At 70.9% G+C, this 21,867-nt stretch carries 21 protein-coding genes and 1 pseudogene; 11 read left to right on the top strand and 11 right to left on the bottom strand.

Annotated elements, in window-relative coordinates; translation table 11 throughout:
- Positions 1 to 157: 157 nt before the first annotated feature.
- Positions 158 to 985 (top strand): DUF3152 domain-containing protein, encoded by an 828-nt coding sequence (locus tag ABZU52_RS23805; protein ID WP_354973191.1) that lies wholly within the window; start codon positions 158 to 160, stop codon positions 983 to 985.
- Positions 986 to 1,106: 121 nt separating this feature from the next.
- Here ABZU52_RS23805 and ABZU52_RS23800 read toward each other — a convergent pair whose 3' ends face one another.
- The 7 genes from ABZU52_RS23800 to ABZU52_RS23770 all read right to left on the bottom strand — a co-directional run bounded on the left by ABZU52_RS23800 (position 1,107) and on the right by ABZU52_RS23770 (position 4,340).
- A complete protein-coding gene (locus tag ABZU52_RS23800; protein ID WP_354973199.1) occupies positions 1,107 to 1,268 on the bottom strand; it encodes a hypothetical protein in 162 nt (53 codons plus the stop codon).
- A gap of 211 nt (positions 1,269 to 1,479) precedes the next feature.
- On the bottom strand, positions 1,480 to 1,743 hold the full coding sequence (locus tag ABZU52_RS23795) for a hypothetical protein (protein ID WP_354973190.1): 264 nt from the start codon (positions 1,741 to 1,743) through the stop codon (positions 1,480 to 1,482).
- A gap of 94 nt (positions 1,744 to 1,837) precedes the next feature.
- Positions 1,838 to 2,269 carry a hypothetical protein gene (locus tag ABZU52_RS23790; protein ID WP_354973189.1) on the bottom strand — a complete coding sequence of 144 codons (432 nt, stop codon included), beginning with the start codon at positions 2,267 to 2,269 and terminating at the stop codon, positions 1,838 to 1,840.
- Positions 2,217 to 2,927 carry a hypothetical protein gene (locus ABZU52_RS23785; protein WP_354973188.1) on the bottom strand — a complete coding sequence of 237 codons (711 nt, stop codon included), beginning with the start codon at positions 2,925 to 2,927 and terminating at the stop codon, positions 2,217 to 2,219. The genes ABZU52_RS23790 and ABZU52_RS23785 overlap by 53 nt, the downstream gene beginning before the upstream one ends.
- A complete protein-coding gene (locus tag ABZU52_RS23780; RefSeq protein ID WP_354973187.1) occupies positions 2,924 to 3,184 on the bottom strand; it encodes a hypothetical protein in 261 nt (86 codons plus the stop codon). The genes ABZU52_RS23785 and ABZU52_RS23780 overlap by 4 nt, the downstream gene beginning before the upstream one ends.
- 87 nt (positions 3,185 to 3,271) lie before the next feature.
- On the bottom strand, positions 3,272 to 3,466 hold the full coding sequence (locus tag ABZU52_RS23775; protein WP_354973186.1) for a DUF397 domain-containing protein: 195 nt from the start codon (positions 3,464 to 3,466) through the stop codon (positions 3,272 to 3,274).
- The gene (locus ABZU52_RS23770) at positions 3,459 to 4,340 is read right to left on the bottom strand and encodes a helix-turn-helix transcriptional regulator (protein ID WP_354973185.1); all 882 of its coding nucleotides are present in this window, start codon (positions 4,338 to 4,340) and stop codon (positions 3,459 to 3,461) included. Before ABZU52_RS23770 ends, ABZU52_RS23775 begins: the two co-directional genes overlap by 8 nt.
- Positions 4,341 to 4,548: 208 nt before the next feature.
- Between ABZU52_RS23770 and ABZU52_RS23765 the strand changes: the two genes are divergently transcribed.
- The 3 genes from ABZU52_RS23765 to ABZU52_RS23755 are packed head-to-tail and all read left to right on the top strand — an operon-like array spanning position 4,549 to position 7,111.
- Complete coding sequence (locus ABZU52_RS23765; RefSeq protein ID WP_354973184.1) at positions 4,549 to 4,842, top strand: DivIVA domain-containing protein; 294 nt, start codon at positions 4,549 to 4,551, stop codon at positions 4,840 to 4,842.
- The gene (locus ABZU52_RS23760) at positions 4,839 to 5,090 is read left to right on the top strand and encodes a hypothetical protein (RefSeq protein WP_354973183.1); all 252 of its coding nucleotides are present in this window, start codon (positions 4,839 to 4,841) and stop codon (positions 5,088 to 5,090) included. Before ABZU52_RS23765 ends, ABZU52_RS23760 begins: the two co-directional genes overlap by 4 nt.
- Positions 5,087 to 7,111 carry a hypothetical protein gene (locus ABZU52_RS23755; RefSeq protein ID WP_354973182.1) on the top strand — a complete coding sequence of 675 codons (2,025 nt, stop codon included), beginning with the start codon at positions 5,087 to 5,089 and terminating at the stop codon, positions 7,109 to 7,111. The genes ABZU52_RS23760 and ABZU52_RS23755 overlap by 4 nt, the downstream gene beginning before the upstream one ends.
- Positions 7,112 to 7,148: 37 nt before the next feature.
- Here ABZU52_RS23755 and ilvD read toward each other — a convergent pair whose 3' ends face one another.
- The gene (ilvD, locus tag ABZU52_RS23750) at positions 7,149 to 8,996 is read right to left on the bottom strand and encodes a dihydroxy-acid dehydratase (RefSeq protein WP_354973181.1); all 1,848 of its coding nucleotides are present in this window, start codon (positions 8,994 to 8,996) and stop codon (positions 7,149 to 7,151) included.
- 111 nt (positions 8,997 to 9,107) lie between these two features.
- Here ilvD and ABZU52_RS23745 point away from each other — a divergent pair, with 111 nt between their 5' ends.
- From ABZU52_RS23745 to ilvC, 4 genes are all read left to right on the top strand, one after another.
- Positions 9,108 to 11,480 carry a bifunctional diguanylate cyclase/phosphodiesterase gene (locus tag ABZU52_RS23745; protein ID WP_354973180.1) on the top strand — a complete coding sequence of 791 codons (2,373 nt, stop codon included), beginning with the start codon at positions 9,108 to 9,110 and terminating at the stop codon, positions 11,478 to 11,480.
- Positions 11,481 to 11,668: 188 nt separating this feature from the next.
- Positions 11,669 to 13,549, top strand: coding sequence for an acetolactate synthase large subunit (locus tag ABZU52_RS23740; protein ID WP_354973179.1), 1,881 nt, complete (start codon positions 11,669 to 11,671; stop codon positions 13,547 to 13,549).
- 58 nt (positions 13,550 to 13,607) lie between these two features.
- Positions 13,608 to 14,123, top strand: coding sequence for an acetolactate synthase small subunit (gene ilvN, locus ABZU52_RS23735; RefSeq protein ID WP_088946549.1), 516 nt, complete (start codon positions 13,608 to 13,610; stop codon positions 14,121 to 14,123).
- 94 nt (positions 14,124 to 14,217) lie between these two features.
- Positions 14,218 to 15,231: a ketol-acid reductoisomerase gene (gene ilvC / locus ABZU52_RS23730; protein WP_354973178.1), complete on the top strand. Its 1,014-nt coding sequence runs from the start codon at positions 14,218 to 14,220 to the stop codon at positions 15,229 to 15,231.
- Positions 15,232 to 15,327: 96 nt separating this feature from the next.
- Here the strand turns inward: ilvC and ABZU52_RS23725 are convergent, their stop codons facing one another.
- A complete protein-coding gene (locus ABZU52_RS23725) occupies positions 15,328 to 16,317 on the bottom strand; it encodes a hypothetical protein (protein ID WP_354973177.1) in 990 nt (329 codons plus the stop codon).
- 267 nt (positions 16,318 to 16,584) lie between these two features.
- Between ABZU52_RS23725 and serA the strand changes: the two genes are divergently transcribed.
- Positions 16,585 to 18,183, top strand: coding sequence for a phosphoglycerate dehydrogenase (serA, locus tag ABZU52_RS23720; protein WP_354973176.1), 1,599 nt, complete (start codon positions 16,585 to 16,587; stop codon positions 18,181 to 18,183).
- A gap of 75 nt (positions 18,184 to 18,258) precedes the next feature.
- Here serA and ABZU52_RS23715 read toward each other — a convergent pair whose 3' ends face one another.
- Both ABZU52_RS23715 and ABZU52_RS23710 read right to left on the bottom strand, forming a co-directional pair.
- On the bottom strand, positions 18,259 to 18,615 hold the full coding sequence (locus tag ABZU52_RS23715) for a hypothetical protein (RefSeq protein WP_124774447.1): 357 nt from the start codon (positions 18,613 to 18,615) through the stop codon (positions 18,259 to 18,261).
- A gap of 414 nt (positions 18,616 to 19,029) precedes the next feature.
- Positions 19,030 to 19,872 (bottom strand): FAD:protein FMN transferase, encoded by an 843-nt coding sequence (locus ABZU52_RS23710; protein ID WP_354973175.1) that lies wholly within the window; start codon positions 19,870 to 19,872, stop codon positions 19,030 to 19,032.
- Positions 19,873 to 20,100: 228 nt separating this feature from the next.
- Between ABZU52_RS23710 and ABZU52_RS23705 the strand changes: the two genes are divergently transcribed.
- Positions 20,101 to 21,132, top strand: coding sequence for a 3-isopropylmalate dehydrogenase (locus ABZU52_RS23705; protein WP_354973174.1), 1,032 nt, complete (start codon positions 20,101 to 20,103; stop codon positions 21,130 to 21,132).
- Positions 21,133 to 21,294: 162 nt separating this feature from the next.
- Positions 21,295 to 21,867 (top strand): annotated as a pseudogene (locus tag ABZU52_RS23700) (branched chain amino acid aminotransferase); the annotation flags it as partial.

Genomic DNA, 21,867 nt, shown 5'->3' with positions numbered 1-21,867 from the left:
TGCTCCGATACCCAGCGTGATTCGCCCTGCACGTCACGCCGGATAGGCAACCTCTTGACCGGGCTCCGCCGCAGATCATCCTGACATTTTCCTTACAGGCAGTCACGTAGCTTTCCGGTGTTCCTCACTCACCCGTGATCGCCCTGGAGGTTTCGACATGCGGATCAACGGACGGCTGCTCATGCCGATCTCGTTGTCAGCGGTGCTGGCGACCGCCGCCTGTGGCCTGTCGACACCGGCGTCTGGCCAGGCCGACGTCCCACTCTCCGCCCCGACTGCCCAGAACTCAGCTCCGAGCCGCAGCGACACGACGACCTCCAGCCCGACCCCGGAGATCCCGACCGACGCGCAGATCCCCACCAGGGCCGCCGGCACCTTCACCACCGCCACCGGCACCGGTCGCGTGACTGGCAAGGGCAGGAAGCGGGTGCGCTACAGCGTCTCGGTGGAGAAGGGCATCGCCTGGGGTGACATCCCCGCCTGGAAGCCGGACCGGTTCGCCGCGAGCATCGAGCAGGTGTTGGCGGCACCGAACGGGTGGGCCACGTCGGCACAGCACCCGGTCACCAACGCGGCGGTGAACCTGACCCGGGCGTCCTGGTCCTTCCAGCGGGTCGGCACCTTCAGGGCCGACGTCGACGTGCGGCTCGCGACACCGAGGACAGTGGACCGGCTCTGCGGTGCCAGCGGCGTCGACACCGAGGGCGTCTACTCCTGCAGGTACGGCAAGACCATCATGATCAACCTGCGGCGCTGGCTCCAGGGGTCACCGGGATACCCGGTCAGCATCGACGAGTACCACGCCGGCGTGATCAATCACGAGTTTGGCCACTTCCTCGGCTTCGCCCACATGAAGTGTGGCGGTCGCGGCAAGCCGGCCCCGGTCATGATGACCCAGACGATGGGCCTGGGCGGGTGCGTGCCCAATGTCAGCCCGTTCGTCGGCAACGGGCAGTTCGTCAGCGGACCGTGGGCACCGTCCTGACCTGGTGGTTCCCACCTCGCGACCGCCGCTCGGCCGAGCGCGTCGCCGCGTGTGCCGGGCAGTACCGGAACGGAACAAGCGGGCCCGGCGTGACGCCGCGCCGCCTGAACACGTAACTGCTTCAGCTGGTGGTGCTCAGACCCTGTAGACCCTTGAGCATCTCGGCGAAGTCGGTGGTCGCCGCAGGCGGCGGCGTCTTAATGGTCACCGCCTTGCCGTAGTCGGTGTAGTCGATCACCATGCCGCCCATCCTGCCCATCACCGAGCGGCGCTTTGTGATCATTTTCAGGTACCTCGAAGTCCCACGATGGCCGTCCGGCCTTATCGGCATCCAGTCTCCAGATCTTGGACAGTTTCCGTCCTGAATAGTCCTGCGCGAACGGAAACTGTCCAAGATCTCGACCGAGTTGACGGGGCGGGCCGCGGCCCGCCGCTTCGATGGCGGTGCGGAGAGCCGCCTCGACATCGCCGACCCTCATCGTGAAGGTCGGTGCTCAGCCGAGGACGCTGATGTAGCGGCGTGCCGCCTCCGAGCTGCCCTGCACGAGTGCCATGGCTTCGGCGAGGCGCTGCTTGCTCTGTTCGCCGTGTGCGATGGCTTCGGCGATCGCCGGGTGCCCGGTACCAGCGGAGATGGCGCGTAGCCGGGCCAGCATCTGCTCGGTGTTGTCGGCGGCGGCCCGGATCTGGTTAATTGTGGAGTTGCCCTGCTCCGCGGCCTGCATCAACGCCGCCTTGACTTCCTCGATGCTGGCCATGCCGCCCTCCGTCTGATGATCGCGCTAACGAGTTCACGTTTGCGTGGTCGGACGGACACTATCGGAGATGAAGGTGGCACGCAGCCCACGCTGGTTACATGTACTCGGCGGCCGTGCGCTCCACGTCGGCGATGAACTCTTCAAGCTGCGTCTCGGTGGGATCGCGGTCCTGAAGCAGCTTGCCGAGGAATACGATCTGCATCTGGAGGGCGGTCTCAGGGCTGAGATTGTCGATCAGCCCGACCTCGCCGAGGGCGGCGCGGACGAGGCCTTCCATCTCCAAAGTGGGCAGCGACTCCGCGCCCGGAAACTGGGTGCGCGTCTCGGCGACGAAGCGAGCGACGTCGGTGGGGGAGTGGGCGGCGCCGAAGCGGTCGTTGACCGTGATGGCGAACGCTGCGCCGATCACCTGGTTCCCGCCGCGCCATCCGGAGGACTCCAACCCGTCCAGGAGTTGGTCCACGGTGCCCCAGTCACGCCGTGCCATCGCGCGAATCAGCTCGCTGAACTCGGTCCGTACGCTCACGATCTCGTAACCTCGCTATTCCCTTGCGGATTGATTGAACGGAGCGGTGGACGGCGATGCTCGCCACCAACCCCACCACGACGAGGTGTCCCGCCGCATCCGGTGCTTCGTTGAGGAGACGCTGCCCTACCGTAGGGCCGACCGTCGGGGTTGTGGTGCCGGCTTGCTGCGCCCCTGGTGGACCCTGCGGGCCCCGAATGATCGTGAACGCTTCCCTGGCCGCCGCCACCGACTTCTGGGTGTTCTCCTGGACGTCCTCAACCTTCCTGGTCATCGTACTCAGGAAGGAGGCGACGTTCCTTCGTGCGGAATCGCGCTCGACGGTCTCGGCGAGCAGATCCTCACCGGACGGTGTGGCTGAGTCGGAGGGCTGCGTGACCGGGGCAGAGCCGGGAGCGACCGCATTGGAGTAGGCGCCTACGCGGTCGGCCGCCTCGCTGATCAGGCGGGCGAGTTTGCCGGCCTTCTCGCCAGCGGTCTTGCTTTCGGTCACAGCGCCGGTGAGTTCGGGATGCCCGCTGCCCTGCCCTGCATGGGTGTAGTGCGTATTGGCCTGTTCCGCGTCAGCCTGAGCGCGTCGCGCGACAACGGCGGCGCTGTGCAGGGTGTCGATGGCGCTTCTCAGTTGGGCGACAACTTCGCCGATGCTTCCGCTCATCCGATGATGGCGAGGTAGGCGGCAGCATGGTCCTTGGCAGCCTTGATTCGGCGAAGCACCAACTCGACCTCGTCGGCAGCCTCACGGAGGGCCTTCCGGGACTGCTTCGCCTCGCCGCGTTCGCTGTCGTGCAGGGCTGCGATTGCCAGAGCGGTCGCGTCGGCGAGCTTGGCATTGGCCTTCTCGACGCTCATCCGAGCGTTGTCGAGTGCTTGATCGCCCTTCCGGATCGTCACCTTAACATCGCCGATGGTCACTGCCGCACGTTAACCGAGTTCGGTCGTCGAGCGCAGCCCCCGCGGCGGGTGGGTGTCCCAGGAGACCCCGAGACACCCACCGAAGCCTCAGCGGGAAATGCGGGTCGAGCGCACGAAGCTTGCCCAGGCGGTGGGGGAGAAGGTGAGGGACGAGCCCTGCGGATCCTTGCTGTCGCGCACGGCGACGATGCCGGGCAGGTTGTCGGCGACTTCGACGCACTCACCGCCGTTGCTGCCACTGCGGGTGCTCTTGCGCCAAGAAGCGCCGGTCAGATCAACCATGGTGGACCTCCCCGATGATCTTGTTGATCAGGTGCCTTGATTGTCCTTCATCGAGAGCAAGCTGATCCAGGCTTGACCAGACCTGCTCGTAAGCGGCGAACTCGTCGGGACGATCAAGGTAGAGAGCACCCGTCCACGACTCGCAGTAGATCACCGAAGGCTCCGGAAGGGTGCGGTTGCCCAACGGGAAGTCGAGCATCACGAAGGATCCCGCCTCGACGCCTCGGTGCAAACCTGCAGTGAGCGGAAGGATTCGGATCGAGTTGGTCGCTGTGTTCGCCAACATCAGCAGGTGGTTGAGTTGATCCGCCATCGTCTCGGGGCTGCCGACGGTGCGTAGCAGGGCGGCCTCGGAGAGGATCACGTCCAGCTTCGGAGGCGGCGGCAGGCGACGTCTCAACAGGGCTTGACGTTGCAGGCGGACCTGCACCAAGCACTCCCGCTCTTCGTCGCTCACCTCCGTTCGGTGCTGGTAGACGCCCAGCGCGTAGCCCCGGTGCTGTAGGAGACCCGGCACCATTGCTTCGTTGAAGAAGCGCAGATGGGACGCGGCGGATTCGAGGCCGACGTACAGCTCGAACCATTCCGGGACGGCGTCGCCGTACGCGTGCCACCAGCCCTTCGCTTTCGTCTCGCCGGCAAGGGAGATGAGCGCCTGGGTCAGCTCGCCCGTCGCCCCGTACAGCTCGCACATCGCTCGGACGTCGACGCCGCGCACGGAGCCGAGCCCGCTCTCGATCCGCCACACCTTCTGGCGGCTGCACTCCAGCGCCTCGGCGACCGCGTCGAGGGTCGCCCCGGCCTCGGTGCGCAGGTCACGTAGCGCCCTGCCGAGCTGGCGTCGGGGCACCGTCGAGCCCATGTCATCGGCCACCCGGCTCTCCTTCCTGTTGAGTTTTGCAACATCCCCGACAGCCGTTTTGCAACAGGGAAACGTTGCGCACAAATAGCGGAACAGTGTGAGTCGACATTCATTGCGATGGTGCTTACGACCTTACAAGATTGGTCCGACACCGGCGATGGACGCGCAATTCCCGCGCTGGCGAACGTCGATCAAATACGAGGAAGGGTGGTGCTGCTTCGTGCGCGCGTTTCTCCGTCATCTCCGGGCCGAGCCACCCCGGCCGGCGTTCTATCGGGCGGCCAACTACGTACCCCTGAAGCCCTGGCAGGTCCGTGAGCGCACCTTCACCAGACGCGGCCGGCGTGGCGTGGACGCCGCAGAGGTCGCCGAGTTCCTCGACCGGGTCGCCGACGACCTGGCCGAGGTGTACGCGGCGTTGGGCAGCAGCCGGCGGGAGACCGAGCGGATCAAGGATGCGCTGAGGTGCTGGCAGTCCCAGCGGGCGTCTGAGGATCTGGCGGCCCGCCGATGAGCGCCCGGTGGGTGGCGCACCTGCCGTTCACTGCCGCCGACCTGCCGGCGGCCCAGCACTTCGCCGGGACGTTGGCCCGTTCGCTGAGTTTCCTGTCCGAGGTGGACGCGGGCGAAGCCACCGTGTCCGCCGAGGACGCCCAGGGCGTACGCCATCGGGTGTTCTGTGACCTGCCCCTCGACGGCGGCCGGCGGTGCGTGCGGCGGGTGGAGCACGACGGTGACTGCGCGGCACGGCGGTGTCGGTGACCGCCGCGCCCGTCGTCGTCTGCCCGGACTGCGACGGGATGACTTTCACGCTGCAACCGTGCCGGTGTACCACCTACGGCGACCGGTTCCTCGCCGACGACGACGTGCTCGGGCCGCGCCGGGAGGCGTACCGGAGCTGCGAGCAGTGTCGCGGCGCGGGCACCGTCGCGAACCCCTGTTATCGCTGTGGGAGGCGCGGCCGGCGGCGGGCGCAGCTCGTGGTCACCGTCGCCAACCTGGACACCGGCGCGGTCGCGTCCCACCAGGTCGTGCCCGGCGGCCTCGACCCCCACCGCGACCCGGCGGGTGCGTGGGTGGTCGACCTTGCTCCCCGGGTACGCGAGCTCGCCGCCATCGTCGGCGCGGTCGTCACGGACACCGACGAGCCGTCGCTGTGGCTGTCGAGGCAGTGGCGACCTGATCTGCCCGCCGCGCAGCGGCACGAGTTGGAGGCCGAGGCCATTGTGCGGGCCGATCACACCCCCTGGCGGTTGGTGCTGGGCCGATCCACCGCCGCGCCCACTGTCGACTCGGCCGCCCGGCTGGCGAGGCTCTGCGCCGTGGCTGACCTGCTGCTGCTCGACCTGGTCGTCGAGGCCCGCCGGCAGGGCGCGGTGTTCGGCTGGGCCATCCGGTACGAGGTGCCCGGCTCCCCGGTGCCGTCAGGCTTGTCCGGCTGGAATCTGGACCTGCCGGAGGCGGTGGTCCGCACCGACGCGACCGCCGCACTCGACGGGCTCGCCGGGCGGGGTCTGAATGTCCCCGCCCGGCTGTTGCGGCCCGACTCGCCGCGCATACCCGACGCGGCGGCCGTGGATGTCGACCAGCTCGAACGGCGCATCCTCGCCGACTGCGTCGATGCGGCCGGCGGCGACGACCTGCCCGGCGCGCAGGCCCTGTGGCGGGACGGCCGCTGGTGGCACACGACGCTGCGTGCCGGCGAGCCGGTGGAGATCCTCACCGAGCAGCCCACCGGTCAGGTGGTTCGCCGAGTGCAGGTGCCGGTGACCCGCGGCTACGAGCCACCCGACCCGTCCTGGCTGGGTGAACCAGTGGACTGGCGGGCCTGCCCGGACTGCCGGCCCGGCAGCCGGCTGCGCGTCTGCGACTGTCGGCTCGGCGGTCGTGCTGCCGACCTCGACTGCCCGCACTGCTGCGGCGCCGGCCTGCGCCCGTCCGCGCTGCACTGCTTCACCTGCGGGGACACCCACCGCCTGCACCGGACCCTGTCGGTCACCATCACCGACCTGCGGCACCGGGTGGTGCACCTGGCTTGGCAGGCCGGTACGCCGGAGGTCGCCCCACTGGTCGCCACCCAGCCCGGTGGTAAACCCGTCGTCCAACTCCCCGACCGCTACCGGCTCGGCTCCTGGGCGGCCGTCCTCGGCGCGCCGCCCGACGACCTCGCCGACGCCGACGGCGGGCACCCGATCGGCAAGGACCTCCGCGACGGGTACGTCACGCTGCCGTGGGCCGGGGCCGACCCGGTTGCGGAGTACGTGCGCGACGCCGGTCGTGGCACGGCCGCCGGTCGGCTGATCGTGGTGGCGGCACCCCCCGACGCGCCACCGTTGCCCGAGCTGATGCGGCTCGCCCTCGGCCTCGACCTGGCCCTCGTGGTGGGCGTGTGCGACCTGCGGCACAACACCGACGACCCGCTGCTCGCCGACGGACTGAGCTGGTCGGTCGAGCTGAAGCCGCGTGATGCGCCCGTCCGCCCCGACGACTTCCCCTACCGGCCGAGCCTGGCCGCCGCGCTCGCCTGGTGTGTCGAGTGTCTGACCGACGCCGTCGCCGGGGCCGCCCCGACCGACCCGACAGCGCCAATTCCGGTGCCCTGCTCGGGGCCGCGTGACGTCGCCGACCCCGAGCCGGAACTGCTGCGCCTGGCGGCCCAGCACGCCGGGCAGGTGGTCACCGTGCGCTTCACCCGCGCCGGCTGCACCGTGCACCGGCACGACGACGACGGCGTACGCCTCCTCGCCGCTGCTCCCGACCTGCGCGACGTCCCGACGGACTGAGGGTCGTCGGGCCGGCGGTGCGGGCCGGACCGGGTGGTTACTCCGGGACGCGGCGGTAGGCGCCGTCGCTGGCCGAGGTGGCCATCGAGGCGTACGCGCGCAGCGCCGCCGACACCGGCCGCTGCCGATCGGTCGGGGTGTACGGCTTGTCGCGCTTCTCCTCGGCCACCCGGCGCGCTTCCAACTCCTCGGCGGGCACGTTCAGCTCGATCGACCGGTTCGGGATGTCGATGACGATCTCGTCGCCGTCGCGGACCAGGGCGATCATTCCGCCGGAGGCAGCCTCGGGGGAGACGTGCCCGATGGAGAGCCCGGACGTGCCACCGGAGAAGCGGCCGTCGGTGAGCAGCGCGCAGGAGCGGCCCAGCCCGCGTCCCTTCAGGAACGAGGTGGGGTAGAGCATCTCCTGCATGCCGGGGCCGCCCTTGGGCCCCTCGTACCGGATCACCACCACGTCCCCGGCGACCACCTGCTTGGCGAGGATCGCGGTCACCGCGTCGTCCTGCGACTCGTAGACCTTCGCCGGGCCACGGAAGGTCAGGCAGTCGTCCGGCACGCCGGCGGTCTTCACCACGCTGCCCTCGGGTGCCAGGTTGCCGTGCAGGATGGCCAGCCCACCGTCGGCGGAGTACGCGTGCTCGCGGTCCCGGATGCAGCCGTCGGCCGCGTCGGTGTCCAGCGTCGACCAGCGGTTGGTGGTGGAGAAGGGCTCGACGGTACGCACCCCGCCCGGCGCGGCGTGGAACAGCTCGACCGCCTCCGGGGTCGGCGTGCCGCCTCGCACGTCCCAGTCGGTCAGCCACTGTGCCAGCGAGGGGGAGTGCACGGCGTGCACGTCCCGGTTGAGCTGCCCGGCCCGGTCCAGTTCGCCGAGGATCGCCGGGATGCCACCGGCCCGGTGCACGTCCTCCATGTGGTAGTTCGGCGAGTTCGGCGCGACCTTGGCCAGGCACGGCACCCGCCGGGAGATCGCGTCGATGTCGGTGACGCCGAAGTCCATCTCCGCCTCGCGGGCGGCGGCGAGCAGGTGCAGCACCGTGTTGGTGGAGCCGCCCATCGCCACGTCCAGGGCGACCGCGTTCTCGAAGGCGGCCTTGGAGGCGACAGTGCGGGGCAGCACCGAGTCGTCGTCGCCGTCGTACCACCGCTTGGAGATCTCTACGACGGTCCGGCCGGCCTCGACGAAGAGTGACCGGCGGGCGGCGTGGGTGGCCAGCGTGGAACCGTTGCCGGGCAGCGCGAGCCCGATCGCCTCGGTGAGGCAGTTCATCGAGTTGGCGGTGAACATGCCGGAGCAGGAGCCGCAGGTCGGGCAGGCGGAGCGCTCGATCTCACCGAGCTGCTCGTCGGTGACCGCCTCGTTCGAGGAGGCGATCATCGCGTCGATCAGGTCGATCTTGCTGTGCACGACGCCCTCGATCGCCGTCGTCTTGCCGGCCTCCATCGGGCCGCCGGAGACGAAGACGGTGGGGATGTTGAGCCGCAACGCGGCCAGCAGCATCCCGGGCGTGATCTTGTCGCAGTTGGAGATGCAGACCAGGGCGTCCGCGCAGTGCGCGTTGACCATGTATTCGACGGCGTCGGCGATCAGCTCACGGCTGGGCAGCGAGTAGAGCATGCCCCCGTGGCCCATCGCGATGCCGTCGTCGACCGCGATGGTGTTGAACTCCCGGCCCACCCCGCCGGCCTCGGCGACCGCGTCGGCGACCAGGCCACCCATGTCCTTCAGGTGTACGTGACCAGGCACGAACTGGGTGAAACTGTTCGCGATGGCGACGATCGGCTTGCCGAAATCGTCGTCGGTCATCCCGGTGGCCCGCCAGAGGGCCCGGGCGCCGGCCATCGTCCGACCGTGTGTGGAAGTCCTCGACCGCAGCTCAGGCATGCATACCAGCATGACACCGTCGGCGCGCCGGCCCACCCTGGTATCTGCCGTGTCCCAACAGATGCACACTCGACCCCCCACGGCGTGCGCCCATCCGGCACTCTTTAAGGCGTGCATCTACCACCGGGCCTGGTCGCTGTCGCGGCGCTCAGCGGGCTCGTCGCCGCAGTGGCCGCCGTGCTGCTGACCATCGTCGCCCGGCGGCGGACACGGCCGCGTCGACCGGCGCACCTGCTGCTCGCGGCCGCCGCCGGGGGTGCCCTGCTCAGCCTCCTGGCCGGGGTGGTCGCGGCGCTCAGCGCGAACGACCACTGGGCCCACCAGCAGGGTCAGCGCACCGGTTGGGCGACAGTGGTGGCGATCGGCACGGCGGTGAGCGGCCTGGCCTTCGCGGCCGGCCTGCTGCGGCTGCCCGGAGTGGCCGCCACCGCGGCGGGAACGGCCCGGCTCGCGCTGGACGGGTTGGTCATGGCGGCGGCGCTGTGGTTCGTCGGTTGGGTGCTCTTCTCCGAGCCCACCCGGTTGCTCGGTGCCGTCACTCCGGTGGCCTGCCCGGCGATCCTGGTGGCCACGGTGAGCGCCGCGCTCGGTGCCGGGCTCACCGTGATCATCGTCTTCCGGGCCGCCAGGCCACGTCGCCGGCTCGCCGCGCTGGGCGCCGGCATCAGCGCGGTGACCTGCGGCGGGCTGGGTCTCAGCGCCGGGCTCTGCCAGGCCGGGCCGACCATGGCGCTGGCCGGTGCGGCGGTGCTCGCCGCCGGTCTGCTGACCGTCGCGCTCGCCGTGTACCGGGCCGACCGGCCGGGGCAGATCGACCTGGACCTGGTCGGTAGCGACGGCGAGTACGCGATCGCCCCGATGCTGGCGATGGCCGCCTCGGCGATGTACCACCTCGCCCAGGAAGGCCGGTTCACCGCGGCCGGCATCGTGGCCGGCAGTGTGGAGGGTTTCGCCCTGGTGGCACGGCAGTACCTCACCCTGCGCGACGTCCGGGGGTACGCGGGCCGGCTGGCCGAACGGGAGGCGCACTTCCGTGAGCTGGCGCACACCGACCCGCTGACGTCGTTGGCCAACCGTCGCGGGCTGCTCCGGGCGCTGCACCGCAACGCCGCCGACCACAACCCGTGTGTGCTGCTCGGCCTCGACCTGGACGGCTTCAAGAACGTCAACGACATGCGGGGCCACGACGTGGGCGACGCGGTGTTGGCCGAGGTGGGCCGCCGGCTGCGTGGCAACCTGCGCCCCGGCGACGTGGCCGCCCGGTTGGGTGGCGACGAGTTCGCCGTCCTCATGCAGGGCCGGTCGGTCGAGGCGGACCGGGTCGCCGAACGGCTCCTCGGGGTGCTCAACCGGCCGTACGACCAGCCGGAGGGGCCGGTCTTCCTGTCGGTGAGCATCGGCGTGGCCGACTGGGCCGACGAGCCGGACGTGGAGCTGCTGCTGCGGCACGCCGACCTGGCGTTGCGTTACGCCAAGCAGCGGGGCAAGAACCGGATCGAGCGCTACGACGCCGCGTACGACAAGCTGCTGCGCCGCCGTACGACGGTCGAGCACGAGCTGCGCGGGGCCATCGACCGCGACGAGCTGCGATTGGCGTTCCAGCCGGTGGCGTCGCTGCCCTCGGTACGGCCGGTCGGCGCCGAGGCGCTGCTCCGCTGGCACCACCCCGAGCTGGGCAACGTCCGTCCGGACGAGTTCATCCCGCTCGCCGAGGAGTGCGGCATGATCGCCCCGCTCGGCGCCTGGGTGCTGCATCAGGCCTGCTATCAGCTCTCCCGGTGGCTGGCGGACGGGCACGACGTCTGGGTGTCGGTGAACGTCTCGCCGCGCGAGCTGCACGCCCCGGAGTACGTGGTCCAGGTCGCCGAGGCGCTGCGCGCCCACCACGTGCCGCCGCAGCGGCTGGTGTTGGAGGTCACCGAGCACGCGGTCGCCACCGACCTGGACGAGCTGATCCGGCGGCTCACCGCGCTGCGGTTGACCGGGGTGCGGATCGCGCTGGACGACTTCGGGGCCGGGTACTCGTCGCTGGGTCAGCTGCGCCGGCTGCCGATCGACATCCTCAAGATCGACCACAGTCTGGTTGCCGAGCACGAGCCGGTCCGCCCGGTCGGCCAGGACGGCCCGGCGTTCGCCCCGATGGTCGACATCGTGATGCGCCTGGGCCACCAGTTGGGGCTGGAGGTGATCGCCGAGGGGGTGACCACTCCGACCGAGTTGGCCGCGGTGGTGGCCGCCGGTTGCCGGTTCGGTCAGGGTGCGCTCTTCGGCTGGGGGGTGCCGGCCGAGCACCTGGAGGCGATGCTGGAGGCGGCTACCTCCCCGGGTGCGCGTCCCGCTCCGGCGCCCGCGCCGCGTCGCGCTACCGGCGGGTCCGGGCAGCTCACCACGCCTGCCGATGGCGCGTCGCCGATGGACGCGCCGGCCTCCGTTAACCAACATGTGGGATCAGTTGACTCATCGCGTGAGATGCGTCAGGCTTAGCCGCATGTCGTCGTACCGGTCGCTGCGAGTACTTACCTGAGCGCACTCTCCCTCACCGAGAGTGCGCTGGCCCCGTGCATCTGCACGAGGGCCGTTTTTATTGCCATCGGAACCTGGCGAAGCGGGCCCCGCCCGCGTCGCATCGCTTGACTAGCCACCAGCCACTCCAGCCGAAGGCCAGAACCGCCATGACGAGACCCACGCCCGAGACCCTCGCCCACACCGCCCGCCGGGCCCGCGCGGCCGCCGACCCGACCGTCGACGTCGACCACGCCGCCGCACGCACGGCCACCCCGGCCGTCCCGGCGGTACGCCCCGCCGCCGCGACCCAGGTCTCCGGGGCCGGCTCGCTCGTGCGGTCCCTCGAGGCGCTCGAGGTCGACGTCGTCTTCGGCATTCCGGGCGGCGCGATCCTGCCGGCGTACGACCCGCTCTACGACTCGACGGTCCGGCACATCCTGGTCCGGCACGAGCAGGGCGCCGGGCACGCGGCGACCGGCTACGCGCAGGCCACCGGCAAGGTCGGCGTCTGCATCGCCACCTCCGGCCCGGGTGCGACGAACCTGGTCACCCCGATCGCCGACGCCTACATGGACTCGGTGGCGATGGTGGCGATCACCGGGCAGGTGGCCAGCCCGTTGATCGGCACCGACGGCTTCCAGGAGGCCGACATCCAGGGCATCACCCTGCCGATCACCAAGCACAACTTCCTCGTGCAGAACGCCGAGGAGATCCCCCGGGTGCTGGCCGAGGCGTTCCACCTGGCCAGCAGCGGGCGACCTGGCCCGGTGCTCGTCGACATCCCCAAGGACGTGCTCCAGGCGCCGACCACCTTCTCCTGGCCGCCGACGCTGGACCTGCCCGGCTACCGGCCCACCCTGCACCCGCACGGCAAGCAGATCCGGGAGGCGGCACGGCTGATGGCCGGCGCCCGACGGCCGGTGCTCTACGTTGGCGGCGGGGTGCTCAAGGCCGGCGCCACCGATGGGCTGCGCCGGCTGGCCGAGCTGACCGGCATCCCGGTCGTCACCACGCTGATGGCGCTCGGGGCGTTCCCCGACTCGCACCAGCAGCACCTGGGAATGCCCGGCATGCACGGCACGGTCGCCGCGGTCTACGGCCTGCAGAAGGCGGATCTGATCGTCGCGCTGGGCGCCCGCTTCGACGACCGGGTCACCGGCAAACTGGACTCGTTCGCCCCGGACGCGGCAGTGGTGCACGCGGACATCGACCCCGCCGAGATCGGCAAGAACCGGCACGTGGACGTGCCGATCGTCGGCGACGCCAAGCACGTCATCGACGAGTTGATCACGGCGGTCACCGCCGAGCGGTCGGCGGGGCGCACCGCCGACCTCGGTGACTGGTGGACGCAGCTCGACGACCTGCGCAACCGCTACCCGCTGGGCTACGACGAGCCGGTCGACGGGACGCTGTCCCCGCAGTACGTGATCAAGCGGCTGGGCGAGATCGTCGGCCCGGACGCGATCTTCGTGGCCGGGGTGGGCCAGCACCAGATGTGGGCGTCGCAGTTCATCTCCTACGAGAAGCCGTACACCTGGTTGAATTCCGGCGGCCTCGGCACGATGGGCTACGCGGTTCCGGCGGCGATGGGCGCCAAGGTCGGCAAGCCGGACACGGTGGTCTGGGCGGTGGACGGGGACGGCTGCTTCCAGATGACCAACCAGGAGTTGGCCACCTGCGCGTTGGAGGGCATCCCGGTCAAGATCGCCGTCATCAACAACGGCAATCTCGGCATGGTCCGACAGTGGCAGACGCTCTTCTACAACGAGCGCTACTCCAACACCGAGCTCGGCACCCACAAGCACCGCATCCCCGACTTCGTCAAGCTCGCCGAGGCACTGGGCTGCATCGGGCTGCGGTGCGAGAGCGCGGATGACGTGGACAAGACCATCGCCGCCGCCATGGAGATCAACGACGCGCCCGTGGTGATCGACTTCGTGGTCGGCAAGGACGCGATGGTCTGGCCGATGGTCGCCGCCGGCACCAGCAACGACGAGATCATGTTCGCCCGGGACGTCCGCCCGGTCTTCGACGAGGATGACATCTAGTCATGACCGAATGCACCGAGCGCAGCGAGGGCCATGAGGGCTTGACAAAGGAGACGCAGTGACAATGCACACGCTGTCCGTGCTGGTGGAAAACAAGCCTGGCGTGCTCGCCCGGGTCTCCGGCCTGTTCTCCCGGCGCGGGTTCAACATCGACAGCCTCGCCGTGGGCGAGACCGAGAATCCGGACGTCTCCCGGATCACCATCGTGGTCAACGCGGAGTCGTCCCCGCTGGAGCAGGTCACCAAGCAGCTCAACAAGCTGGTCAACGTGCTCAAGATCGTTGAGCTGGATCCGCAGGTCTCGGTCGCCCGGGAACTGCTGCTGGTGAAGGTTCGCGCCGACCGGTCCGCGCGGTCACAGGTGCTGGAGACCGTCAACCTGTTCCGGGCCCGGGTGGTCGACGTCGCACCGGACACGCTGACCATCGAAGCCACCGGCACCCCGGACAAGCTCGACGCGCTGCTACGCGACCTCGAAGCCTTCGGCATCAAGGAAATGGTCCAGTCCGGGCTGGTGGCCATCGGCCGCGGCTCGCGCTCGATCACCGCCGGTCCCGCGCTGCGGGCCGCCTGACCCGCCGCCGGTCGGCCCCGGCGGGCCGTCCGGCGAATTCATCCGCACCGACCACGACGGGCCGTCCCGGCCGTCGTACGAAAGGGAAGTTCTCATGAGCGTTGAGGTGTACTACGACGACGATGCCGACCTCGGCCTGATCCAGGCCAAGAAGGTCGCGGTGATCGGGTACGGCAGCCAGGGCCACGCCCACGCGCTGTCGCTGCGTGACTCCGGCGTCGACGTGGTGATCGGTCTGCCGGAGGGCTCGAAGAGCCGTCCGAAGGCTGAGGAGCAGGGCCTGCGGGTCGTCACGCCGGCACAGGCCGCCGCCGAGGCCGATGTGATCATGGTGCTCGCACCGGACACCGCCCAGCGCGGGATCTACGCGGAGTCGATCGCCCCGCACCTCACCCCGGGCAAGGCGATCTTCTTCGGGCACGGTTTCAACATCCGGTACGGCCTCATCAAGCCGCCGGCCGAGGTGGACGTGGCGATGGTCGCGCCCAAGGGCCCCGGCCACCTGGTCCGCCGCCAGTACAGCGACGGCAAGGGCGTGCCCTGTCTCGTCGCCGTCGAGCAGGACGCCAGCGGCAACGCGCTCGCGCTCGCCCTCGCGTACGCCAAGGGGATCGGCGGCACCCGGGCCGGCGCGATCAAGACCACCTTCACCGAGGAGACCGAGACCGACCTCTTCGGCGAGCAGGCGGTGCTCTGCGGCGGTGCCTCGGCGCTGGTGCAGACGGGTTTCGAGGTGCTCACCGAGGCGGGCTACGCCCCGGAGGTCGCCTACTTCGAGTGCCTGCACGAGCTGAAGCTGATCGTCGACCTCATGTACGAGGGCGGCATCGCGAAGATGCGCTACAGCATCTCCGACACCGCCGAGTACGGCGACCTCTCCCGTGGCTCGCGCATCATCGACTCCCGGGTCAAGGACGAGATGCGCAAGATCCTCAGTGAGATCCAGTCCGGCGAGTTCGCCCGCGAGTGGGTCGCCGAGGACGAGGCCGGCCGGCCCAACTTCACCAAGTGGCAGGCCGAGGGTGCGGCGCACCCGATCGAGGAGACCGGCAAGAAGCTGCGCGGCATGATGAGCTGGGTCGACCGCCCGATCACCGAGACCGCCTGACCGTTCGACCCACAACGGTCCACCGGCGGCCGGCGATCCAGCGCTCTCCCCAGCGCGGGTCGCCGGCCGTCGGCCAGGGCGTTCTTCCGCCCTACGTCAGCGGCTCTCGGTCGCCTCGGCCTCACGGGTTGCCCAGGTGGCCTCCTCGTACCGGCCGAGGCCCTTGAGAATGCCGGCCTGCGTGCGTAGCGCGACGACCAGACGACCGTGGTGTCGAACGGGGTCACGCTCGGCCAGCCATCGGTGGTGCCCGACCGCCTCCTGGGTCGCCGCCACGGCCGCTTCCGGTTCGCCGAGCCCCGTGTGGCACTTGGCGATCACGAACAACAGTTTGCCGAGCGCGGGCCGGAAGCGCAGTGGCTCCAGACGGCTCATGAAGGTCAGATCCTCACGGGCACCCGTGGTCAGCGTCAACGCTTCGGCCCACCGACCGTGGGAGACGAGGGAGTCCGCGAGCCCGGTCACCGCTTCGAGTCGGGCCGGCTGATACCTCAGCCTCGTCCAGACCGGAAGCCGCCGAAACAACTCGACCGCCTCCTCCCGGGCGGCAAGCGCCTCGGCCGGCCTGCCCAGCACCGCCCGGCAGTAACCGAGCAGCGTTAGCGACCGCGCCACGGCAACCTGCTCACGAGCGCCGAGCGGCGCACAGCGTGACCACGTCTCCCGGGCCGCTTCGGCGAGCGACAACGCGTCCCGGGGCGCGTCGAGAGCGAGATGTCCCGCCGTCATCAGCTGCGCCGCGGCCAGGACGACGAGGCCGTCCCGGTCGGTCGCGTCCTCGACGTACCCGATGGCCTCGCGACCCTGCGCGAGCGCGGATCCGACGGTGCGGTCGTCCGGGACCGAACCCTGCGCGACGAGCGCCCGCGCGAGCCCCACCTCGTGCCGGCCCGGCCGGTCCTGGACCAGTCGCCGGTAGAGCGCGACCGCCTCGTCCGCGGCGGCGGTGCGGCGGGACACGAAGCTGCGTCGGATTTTCACCTGTTGGGACCGGGTGACCAACGCCTCGGCCAGCTTCGGACCGAACCGCGCGAGATTGACGCGGGTCAGCCGTCGGAGCAGCGTGATGCGTACGGCGAGCAACAAGGGCGGATCCTCCCGCAGGCGTGTGCCTCCGGTTGTAGCGGGGGCGAGCAACCGTGTCGGTCCGGTGAACGGCCGATGTCCGTCGCCCGACCGGGCGTGTGAGGGCACTCACCCCGAAGACCGGAACACGCCGACCAGCGCGGCCCCTACGATCGCCTGTAGGTGCAGCAGCCGGCACCTGACGGCCACGGCACGGATCAGCGCAGGGCGCAGTGCGGCGCCCCCCGCCGCCCGCGCCGATCGCAAACACGACCTCTACGAGGACCGATGAATCCAGTCGTACTGATCGCCGAAGAACTCGCCCCCGCCGCCATCGAGGTGCTCGCCCACGACTTCGACGTCCGTCACGTCGACGGCACCGACCGTCCGGCCCTGCTCTCGGCGCTCTCCGAGGCCGACGCCGTCATCGTGCGCAGCGCGACCCAGATCGACGCCGAGGCGATCGCCGCCGCGCCGCGACTCAAGGTGGTCGCCCGGGCGGGCGTCGGGCTGGACAACGTCGAGGTGCCGGCCGCCACCGCGCGGGGCGTCATGGTCGTCAACGCGCCCACCTCCAACATCGTCTCCGCCGCCGAGCAGGCCGTCGCGCTGCTGCTCGCCGTCGCCCGGAACACCGCGAGCGCGAGTTCCGCGCTCAAGGCGGGGGAGTGGAAGCGGTCGAAGTACACCGGCGTCGAGGTGCAGGGCAAGACCGTCGGCGTGGTCGGGCTCGGTCGTATCGGGGTGCTCTTCGCGTCTCGCATCGCCGCGTTCGGCACCCGGCTGATCGCGTACGACCCGTACATCCAGCCGGCCCGTGCGGCGCAGCTCGGCGTACGCCTGGTCGGGCTGGAGGAGCTGCTGCGGGAGAGCGACTTCATCTCCATCCACCTGCCGAAGACGCCGGAGACGGTGGGCCTGATCGGTGAAAAGGAGCTGGCGATCGTCAAGCCCGGCGTTCGCATCGTCAACGCCGCCCGGGGCGGGCTGGTCGACGAGCAGGCGCTCGCGGACGCGATCGCCGAGGGTCGGGTCGCCGGCGCCGGTGTCGACGTGTACAGCAAGGAGCCGTGCACCTCCTCGCCGCTGTTCGCCTTCGACAACGTGGTGGCCACCCCGCACCTGGGCGCGTCCACCCACGAGGCGCAGGACAAGGCCGGCCTCGCCGTGGCCAAGAGCGTCAAGCTGGCGTTGCAGGGTGAGTTCGTCCCGGACGCGGTCAACGTGCAGGCCGGCGGTGTGGTCGCCGAGGACGTGCGGCCGCTGCTGCCGCTGGCGGAGAAGCTCGGCCGGGCGTTCACCGCGGTCGCCGGCGGGGTCGCGGCCAGCGTCACGGTCGAGGTGCGCGGTGAGATCGTCAGCCACGACGTGTCGGTGCTCAAGCTCGCCGCCACCAAGGGCCTGTTCAGCTCCGTGGTCGAGGAGCAGGTCACCTACGTCAACGCCCCGCACCTGGCCGCCGAGCGCGGCGTCGAGGTCAACCTCGCCACCCTGGCCGAGACGGCCGAGCAGCCGACCCTGGTCACGGTGCGTGGCGCGCTGCCGGACGGCCGGACGGTCAGTGTCTCCGGCACTGTCACCCACTCCGGCGCTCGGGACGTCCTGAAGCTGACCGAGGTGGACGGCTTCGACGTGGAGATCGGCGCGGAGGGCATCCTGCTCTTCCTGCGCTACGCCGACCGACCCGGTGTGGTCGGCACTGTCGGTACCCTGCTCGGCGAGTCGGGCATCAACATCGCCGCCATGCAGGTGGCTCGCCGGGAGGCGGGCGGCGAGACGCTGATGACGCTCACCGTCGACCAGGCGCTCGGCGCCGACCTGCTCACGTCGGCCGCCGAGTCGATCGGCGCCACGGCGGCCAGCGCCGCCGACCTGCGCGACGAGTAGTAGACGACAAGCACCATGGGGGGCCTGGCGATTCGCCGGGCCCCTCGTCATTTCCCGTCCGTGCCGCCGCTCAGGTCAGCCGGGCAGCCGCGCCGGAGGCGGGTAGACGGAACCGTCCTGCGGGTCGAACAGCATCAGCCCGTGCTCGCCGGCCAGCCGCTCGATGTCCAGTAGCACCTGGTCCGCGCAGGTCGGGTGCAGATTCAGCTCGACGTGGTCGTGGGCCGCGTGCAGCGGCGCCACCGCCCACGGGCTGTTCGGGCCGGGGTGACGGTCCGGATAGGAGGCGGTGATCGCCCGGTAGAAGCTGACCACCCGCGGGTCGGGGTAGCGGTCCACGTGCCGCCCCTGCCGGCAACCGTCGACCGCTGTCCGCACGTCCTCGGGCGTCGCCCCGTCCTCCAGGGCCCACACGCTCAGATCGAAACTCACGGCGGATAGCGTGCCATCCGCCGTTCACCATGTCGAAACTGCCTCGCCGCCGGTCAACGACCGATTACCGCAGCCTCCGGTTACGACGGTCCGGTGTGGAGACTCTTGCGTCGAGTTGCGTCGATTCGCTAGCGTACGCACTGCGGTCACTGGCCGAGTTCGAGGCGCCGACCCGTCTTCGGGTGGCGCGGTCGACGTCCGGCCCGACCGGTCCGCACCCCTCGGTTGTGCGAGCCACGCGCACTCGTCGCTGACCGGCCCCCACGGTCGTTGCCGAGACCGTGGGGGCCGATCGCGGGCCCGACCGGCCGACAGTCACCGGGAACGGCTGGGTTCACCGGCGGAGGCGGCCGAGGCGCGAATCGGGCCGGAGCACCGCGGGGAGACGGGCTCCTGGGTGCGGCGACGTTCCGCTCAGCGACGGTGGGCGAAGAGCGCGCGATAGTCGGAGTTGCCTCGGAACCAGGCCAGGCCGGTGGGGCCGGCGGCGTAGAGCGCGGTGGCGTAGGCGTCGGCGATGGCCAGATCGGGGCCCACCACGGTGGCGGCGGCGAGGTGGTCGGCCGGTTCGCCGGTGTGCGGGTCCACCACGTGCCCCTGCCGCCCGGTCACCCCTGAGGTGCCGATCGCGCCGGCGGTCATCTCCAGCACCAGCGGCGCGCGCTCGGGTGCGGTCGGGTGGTGCACCGCTACCCGCCAGGGCCCGCCGTGCGGCGCGTGGCCCCGGACGACGAGGTCAGCGCCGGCGAGTACGGCGTAGTCGTGGATGCCGGCGGCGCGCAGCCGCTCCGCCGCGCGTTCCACCGCCCAACCGCCGAGCAGGCCACCCGGGTCGAAGCCGCCGGGCACCGCCCAGGCGTCGAACCACCCGTCGGTGGCGGCGCGCATCGCGGCACAGCGGTCCACCAGGTCGGCGAGCGGTGGGTACGAGTCCGGGCTGATCTCGCCGCGGCGCAGCCGGGAGACCAGGCTCTCCGGTCGGTTGGGGCCGTAGGTGAGGTCGATGGCGCGCAGCTCGGCGACGCTGTCCCGCAGCGCCTCGCCCACGCCCCGGCGGCCGAGCCACTCGGGCGCGTTGAGCAGCAGGGTGTACTCGGCGGTCGCGGTGCGTACGGTGTGCTGCACCGCGATCCGCCCTGCGGTGGCGGCGGCCGGGTCGATCCGGTGCCGGCGGCTGCCGAGTCGCAGGTCGGGCCGGCGGCTGCGGAACGTGGACGGGTCCGGCCAGCGGGTCCGTGGCTGCTCGTCGATGCGCATCGCATCTGCCCCCTCGCGCGTGGCGCCGCGTCGTCGCGACCCTGATGGTCAGCGGGCCCCCGCGACCCACTGACCACTACGGTAGGCAGCGGAGATGACCGCCCCATGAGTCCCAGCTGAGAGGGTGCTGTGCATTCGTGCGTCCCAAATTGTGGACGCAGCGTACCGGGAGGCGGGACGGCGACGTACCGTTGCCCGAACGGAACCGTTGAGCAGAGGAGTGCGGTCGTGGCGCGGATCGCGGTGGTGGCCGGAGACGGCATCGGGCCCGAGGTGGTCGCGCAGGCCCGCAAGGTCCTCGACGCGGTGCTGCCCGGCGTGCAGGCCACCGAGTACGACCTCGGCGCCGCCCGCTGGCACCGTACCGGAGAGGTGCTGCCCGACTCGGTGCTGGCCGAGCTGGCCGGGCACGACGCGATCCTGCTCGGCGCGGTCGGTGACCCGACGGTTCCGCCGGGTGTGCTGGAGCGGGGGCTGCTGCTCAAGCTCCGCTTCGCCTTCGACCAGTACGTCAACCTGCGCCCGTCCCGGCTGTGGCCCGGGGTCGCCGGCCCGCTGGGCGCCGTGAAGCCGGGCGAGGTCGACCTGGTGGTGGTGCGCGAGGGCACCGAGGGGCTGTACGCCGGTGCCGGTGGTTCGCTGCACCGGGACACCCCGGCCGAGGTCGCCACCGAGGAGAGCCTGAACACCCGGCACGGCGTGGAGCGGGTGATCCGCGACGCGTTCGCCCGCGCCGGCCGCCGGGAGCGGCGCAAGGTCACCCTGGTGCACAAGACCAACGTGCTAACCCACGCCGGCTCGCTCTGGGCGCGTACGTTCGACGCGGTCGCCGCCGAGCACCCGGACGTCGCCACCGAGTACCAGCACGTCGACGCGGCGGCCATGTTCCTGGTCACCCAGCCGCAGCGCTACGACGTGGTGGTCACCGACAACCTCTTCGGCGACATCCTCACCGACATCGCCGCGGCCGTCACCGGCGGCATCGGGCTGGCCGCCAGCGGCTGCATCAACCCCGAGGGGGCGTACCCCTCGATGTTCGAGCCGGTGCACGGCTCGGCGCCGGACATCGCCGGGCAGGGCATCGCCGACCCGGTCGCCGCGGTGCTCTCCGCCGCGTTGCTGCTGGAGCAGCTCGGGCACGGCGAGTCCGCCGCCCGGGTCAACGCGGCGGTCGCCGCCGAGCTGGCCGGCCGGGTTCCGGGCGTGACGCTGCGTACCGAAGAGGTCGGCGACCGGCTCGCCGCCCACGCCGTAGCCTGACCGTCTCGGCCCGAGTGGCGACCGGCCCGGCGTCGGTCTGCCCGGGCAGTCTGTCCCGGCCGACCGGCGCTACCCGCTGAACGACCGTTCGGGGTAGGTTTCTGGCACAGCCATGTCGGTGTGCGGTCCCGCATGCCGTTGTCCCGCAGGGAGGTCAGCGCGATGAGCGGTGGTGGCAAGCTCGACTTCGAGATCCGTCCTAATGCCGCACCGGTATCCGTCGCCGATCGGGCCGCCCTGCTGGCCAACCCCGGGTTCGGCCGCGTCTTCACCGACCACATGGTCACCGTGCGCTACGCCGACGGCAAGGGCTGGTACGACGCCCGGGTGGAGGCACGCGCCCCGATCCCGATGGACCCGGCCAGCGCGGTGCTGCACTACGCACAGGAGATCTTCGAGGGGCTCAAGGCGTACCGCACCGCCGACGGTGGCGTGACGATGTTCCGGCCGGACGCCAACGCGGCCCGCTTCGCCGCCTCCGCGCAGCGGATGGCGATGCCGGTGCTGCCGCCGGAGGTGTTCGTCGACTCGCTGCACAAGCTCATCGAGATCGACCGCGAATGGATCCCCACCGGCGAGGACGGCAGCCTCTACCTGCGGCCGTTCATGTTCGCCAGCGAGGTCTTCCTCGGCGTCCGCCCGGCCAACGTGAAGGCGATCATCGCCGCGACGAAGAAGGCCGGTCTCCCGGAGCGGGCCGCGGTCATCTCGATCGCGACGAGCCTGCAGGAGTCG

Source organism: Micromonospora sp. NPDC005220 (assembly GCF_040607895.1).
Taxonomy (GTDB): Bacteria; Actinomycetota; Actinomycetes; order Mycobacteriales; family Micromonosporaceae; genus Micromonospora.
The sequence above is the reverse complement of the archived record's forward strand: the minus strand, read 5'-3'. Positions and strand labels throughout refer to the sequence as shown.

Coding starts and splice junctions, on each gene's coding strand:
- ABZU52_RS23805 (WP_354973191.1), top strand. CDS start 158: ATGCGGATCAACGGACGGCTGCTCATGCCGATCTCGTTGTCAGCGGTG.
- ABZU52_RS23800 (WP_354973199.1), bottom strand. CDS start 1,268: ATGATCACAAAGCGCCGCTCGGTGATGGGCAGGATGGGCGGCATGGTG.
- ABZU52_RS23795 (WP_354973190.1), bottom strand. CDS start 1,743: ATGGCCAGCATCGAGGAAGTCAAGGCGGCGTTGATGCAGGCCGCGGAG.
- ABZU52_RS23785 (WP_354973188.1), bottom strand. CDS start 2,927: ATGAGCGGAAGCATCGGCGAAGTTGTCGCCCAACTGAGAAGCGCCATC.
- ABZU52_RS23775 (WP_354973186.1), bottom strand. CDS start 3,466: ATGGTTGATCTGACCGGCGCTTCTTGGCGCAAGAGCACCCGCAGTGGC.
- ABZU52_RS23760 (WP_354973183.1), top strand. CDS start 4,839: ATGAGCGCCCGGTGGGTGGCGCACCTGCCGTTCACTGCCGCCGACCTG.
- ilvD (WP_354973181.1), bottom strand. CDS start 8,996: ATGCCTGAGCTGCGGTCGAGGACTTCCACACACGGTCGGACGATGGCC.
- ABZU52_RS23740 (WP_354973179.1), top strand. CDS start 11,669: ATGACGAGACCCACGCCCGAGACCCTCGCCCACACCGCCCGCCGGGCC.
- ilvC (WP_354973178.1), top strand. CDS start 14,218: ATGAGCGTTGAGGTGTACTACGACGACGATGCCGACCTCGGCCTGATC.
- serA (WP_354973176.1), top strand. CDS start 16,585: ATGAATCCAGTCGTACTGATCGCCGAAGAACTCGCCCCCGCCGCCATC.
- ABZU52_RS23710 (WP_354973175.1), bottom strand. CDS start 19,872: ATGCGCATCGACGAGCAGCCACGGACCCGCTGGCCGGACCCGTCCACG.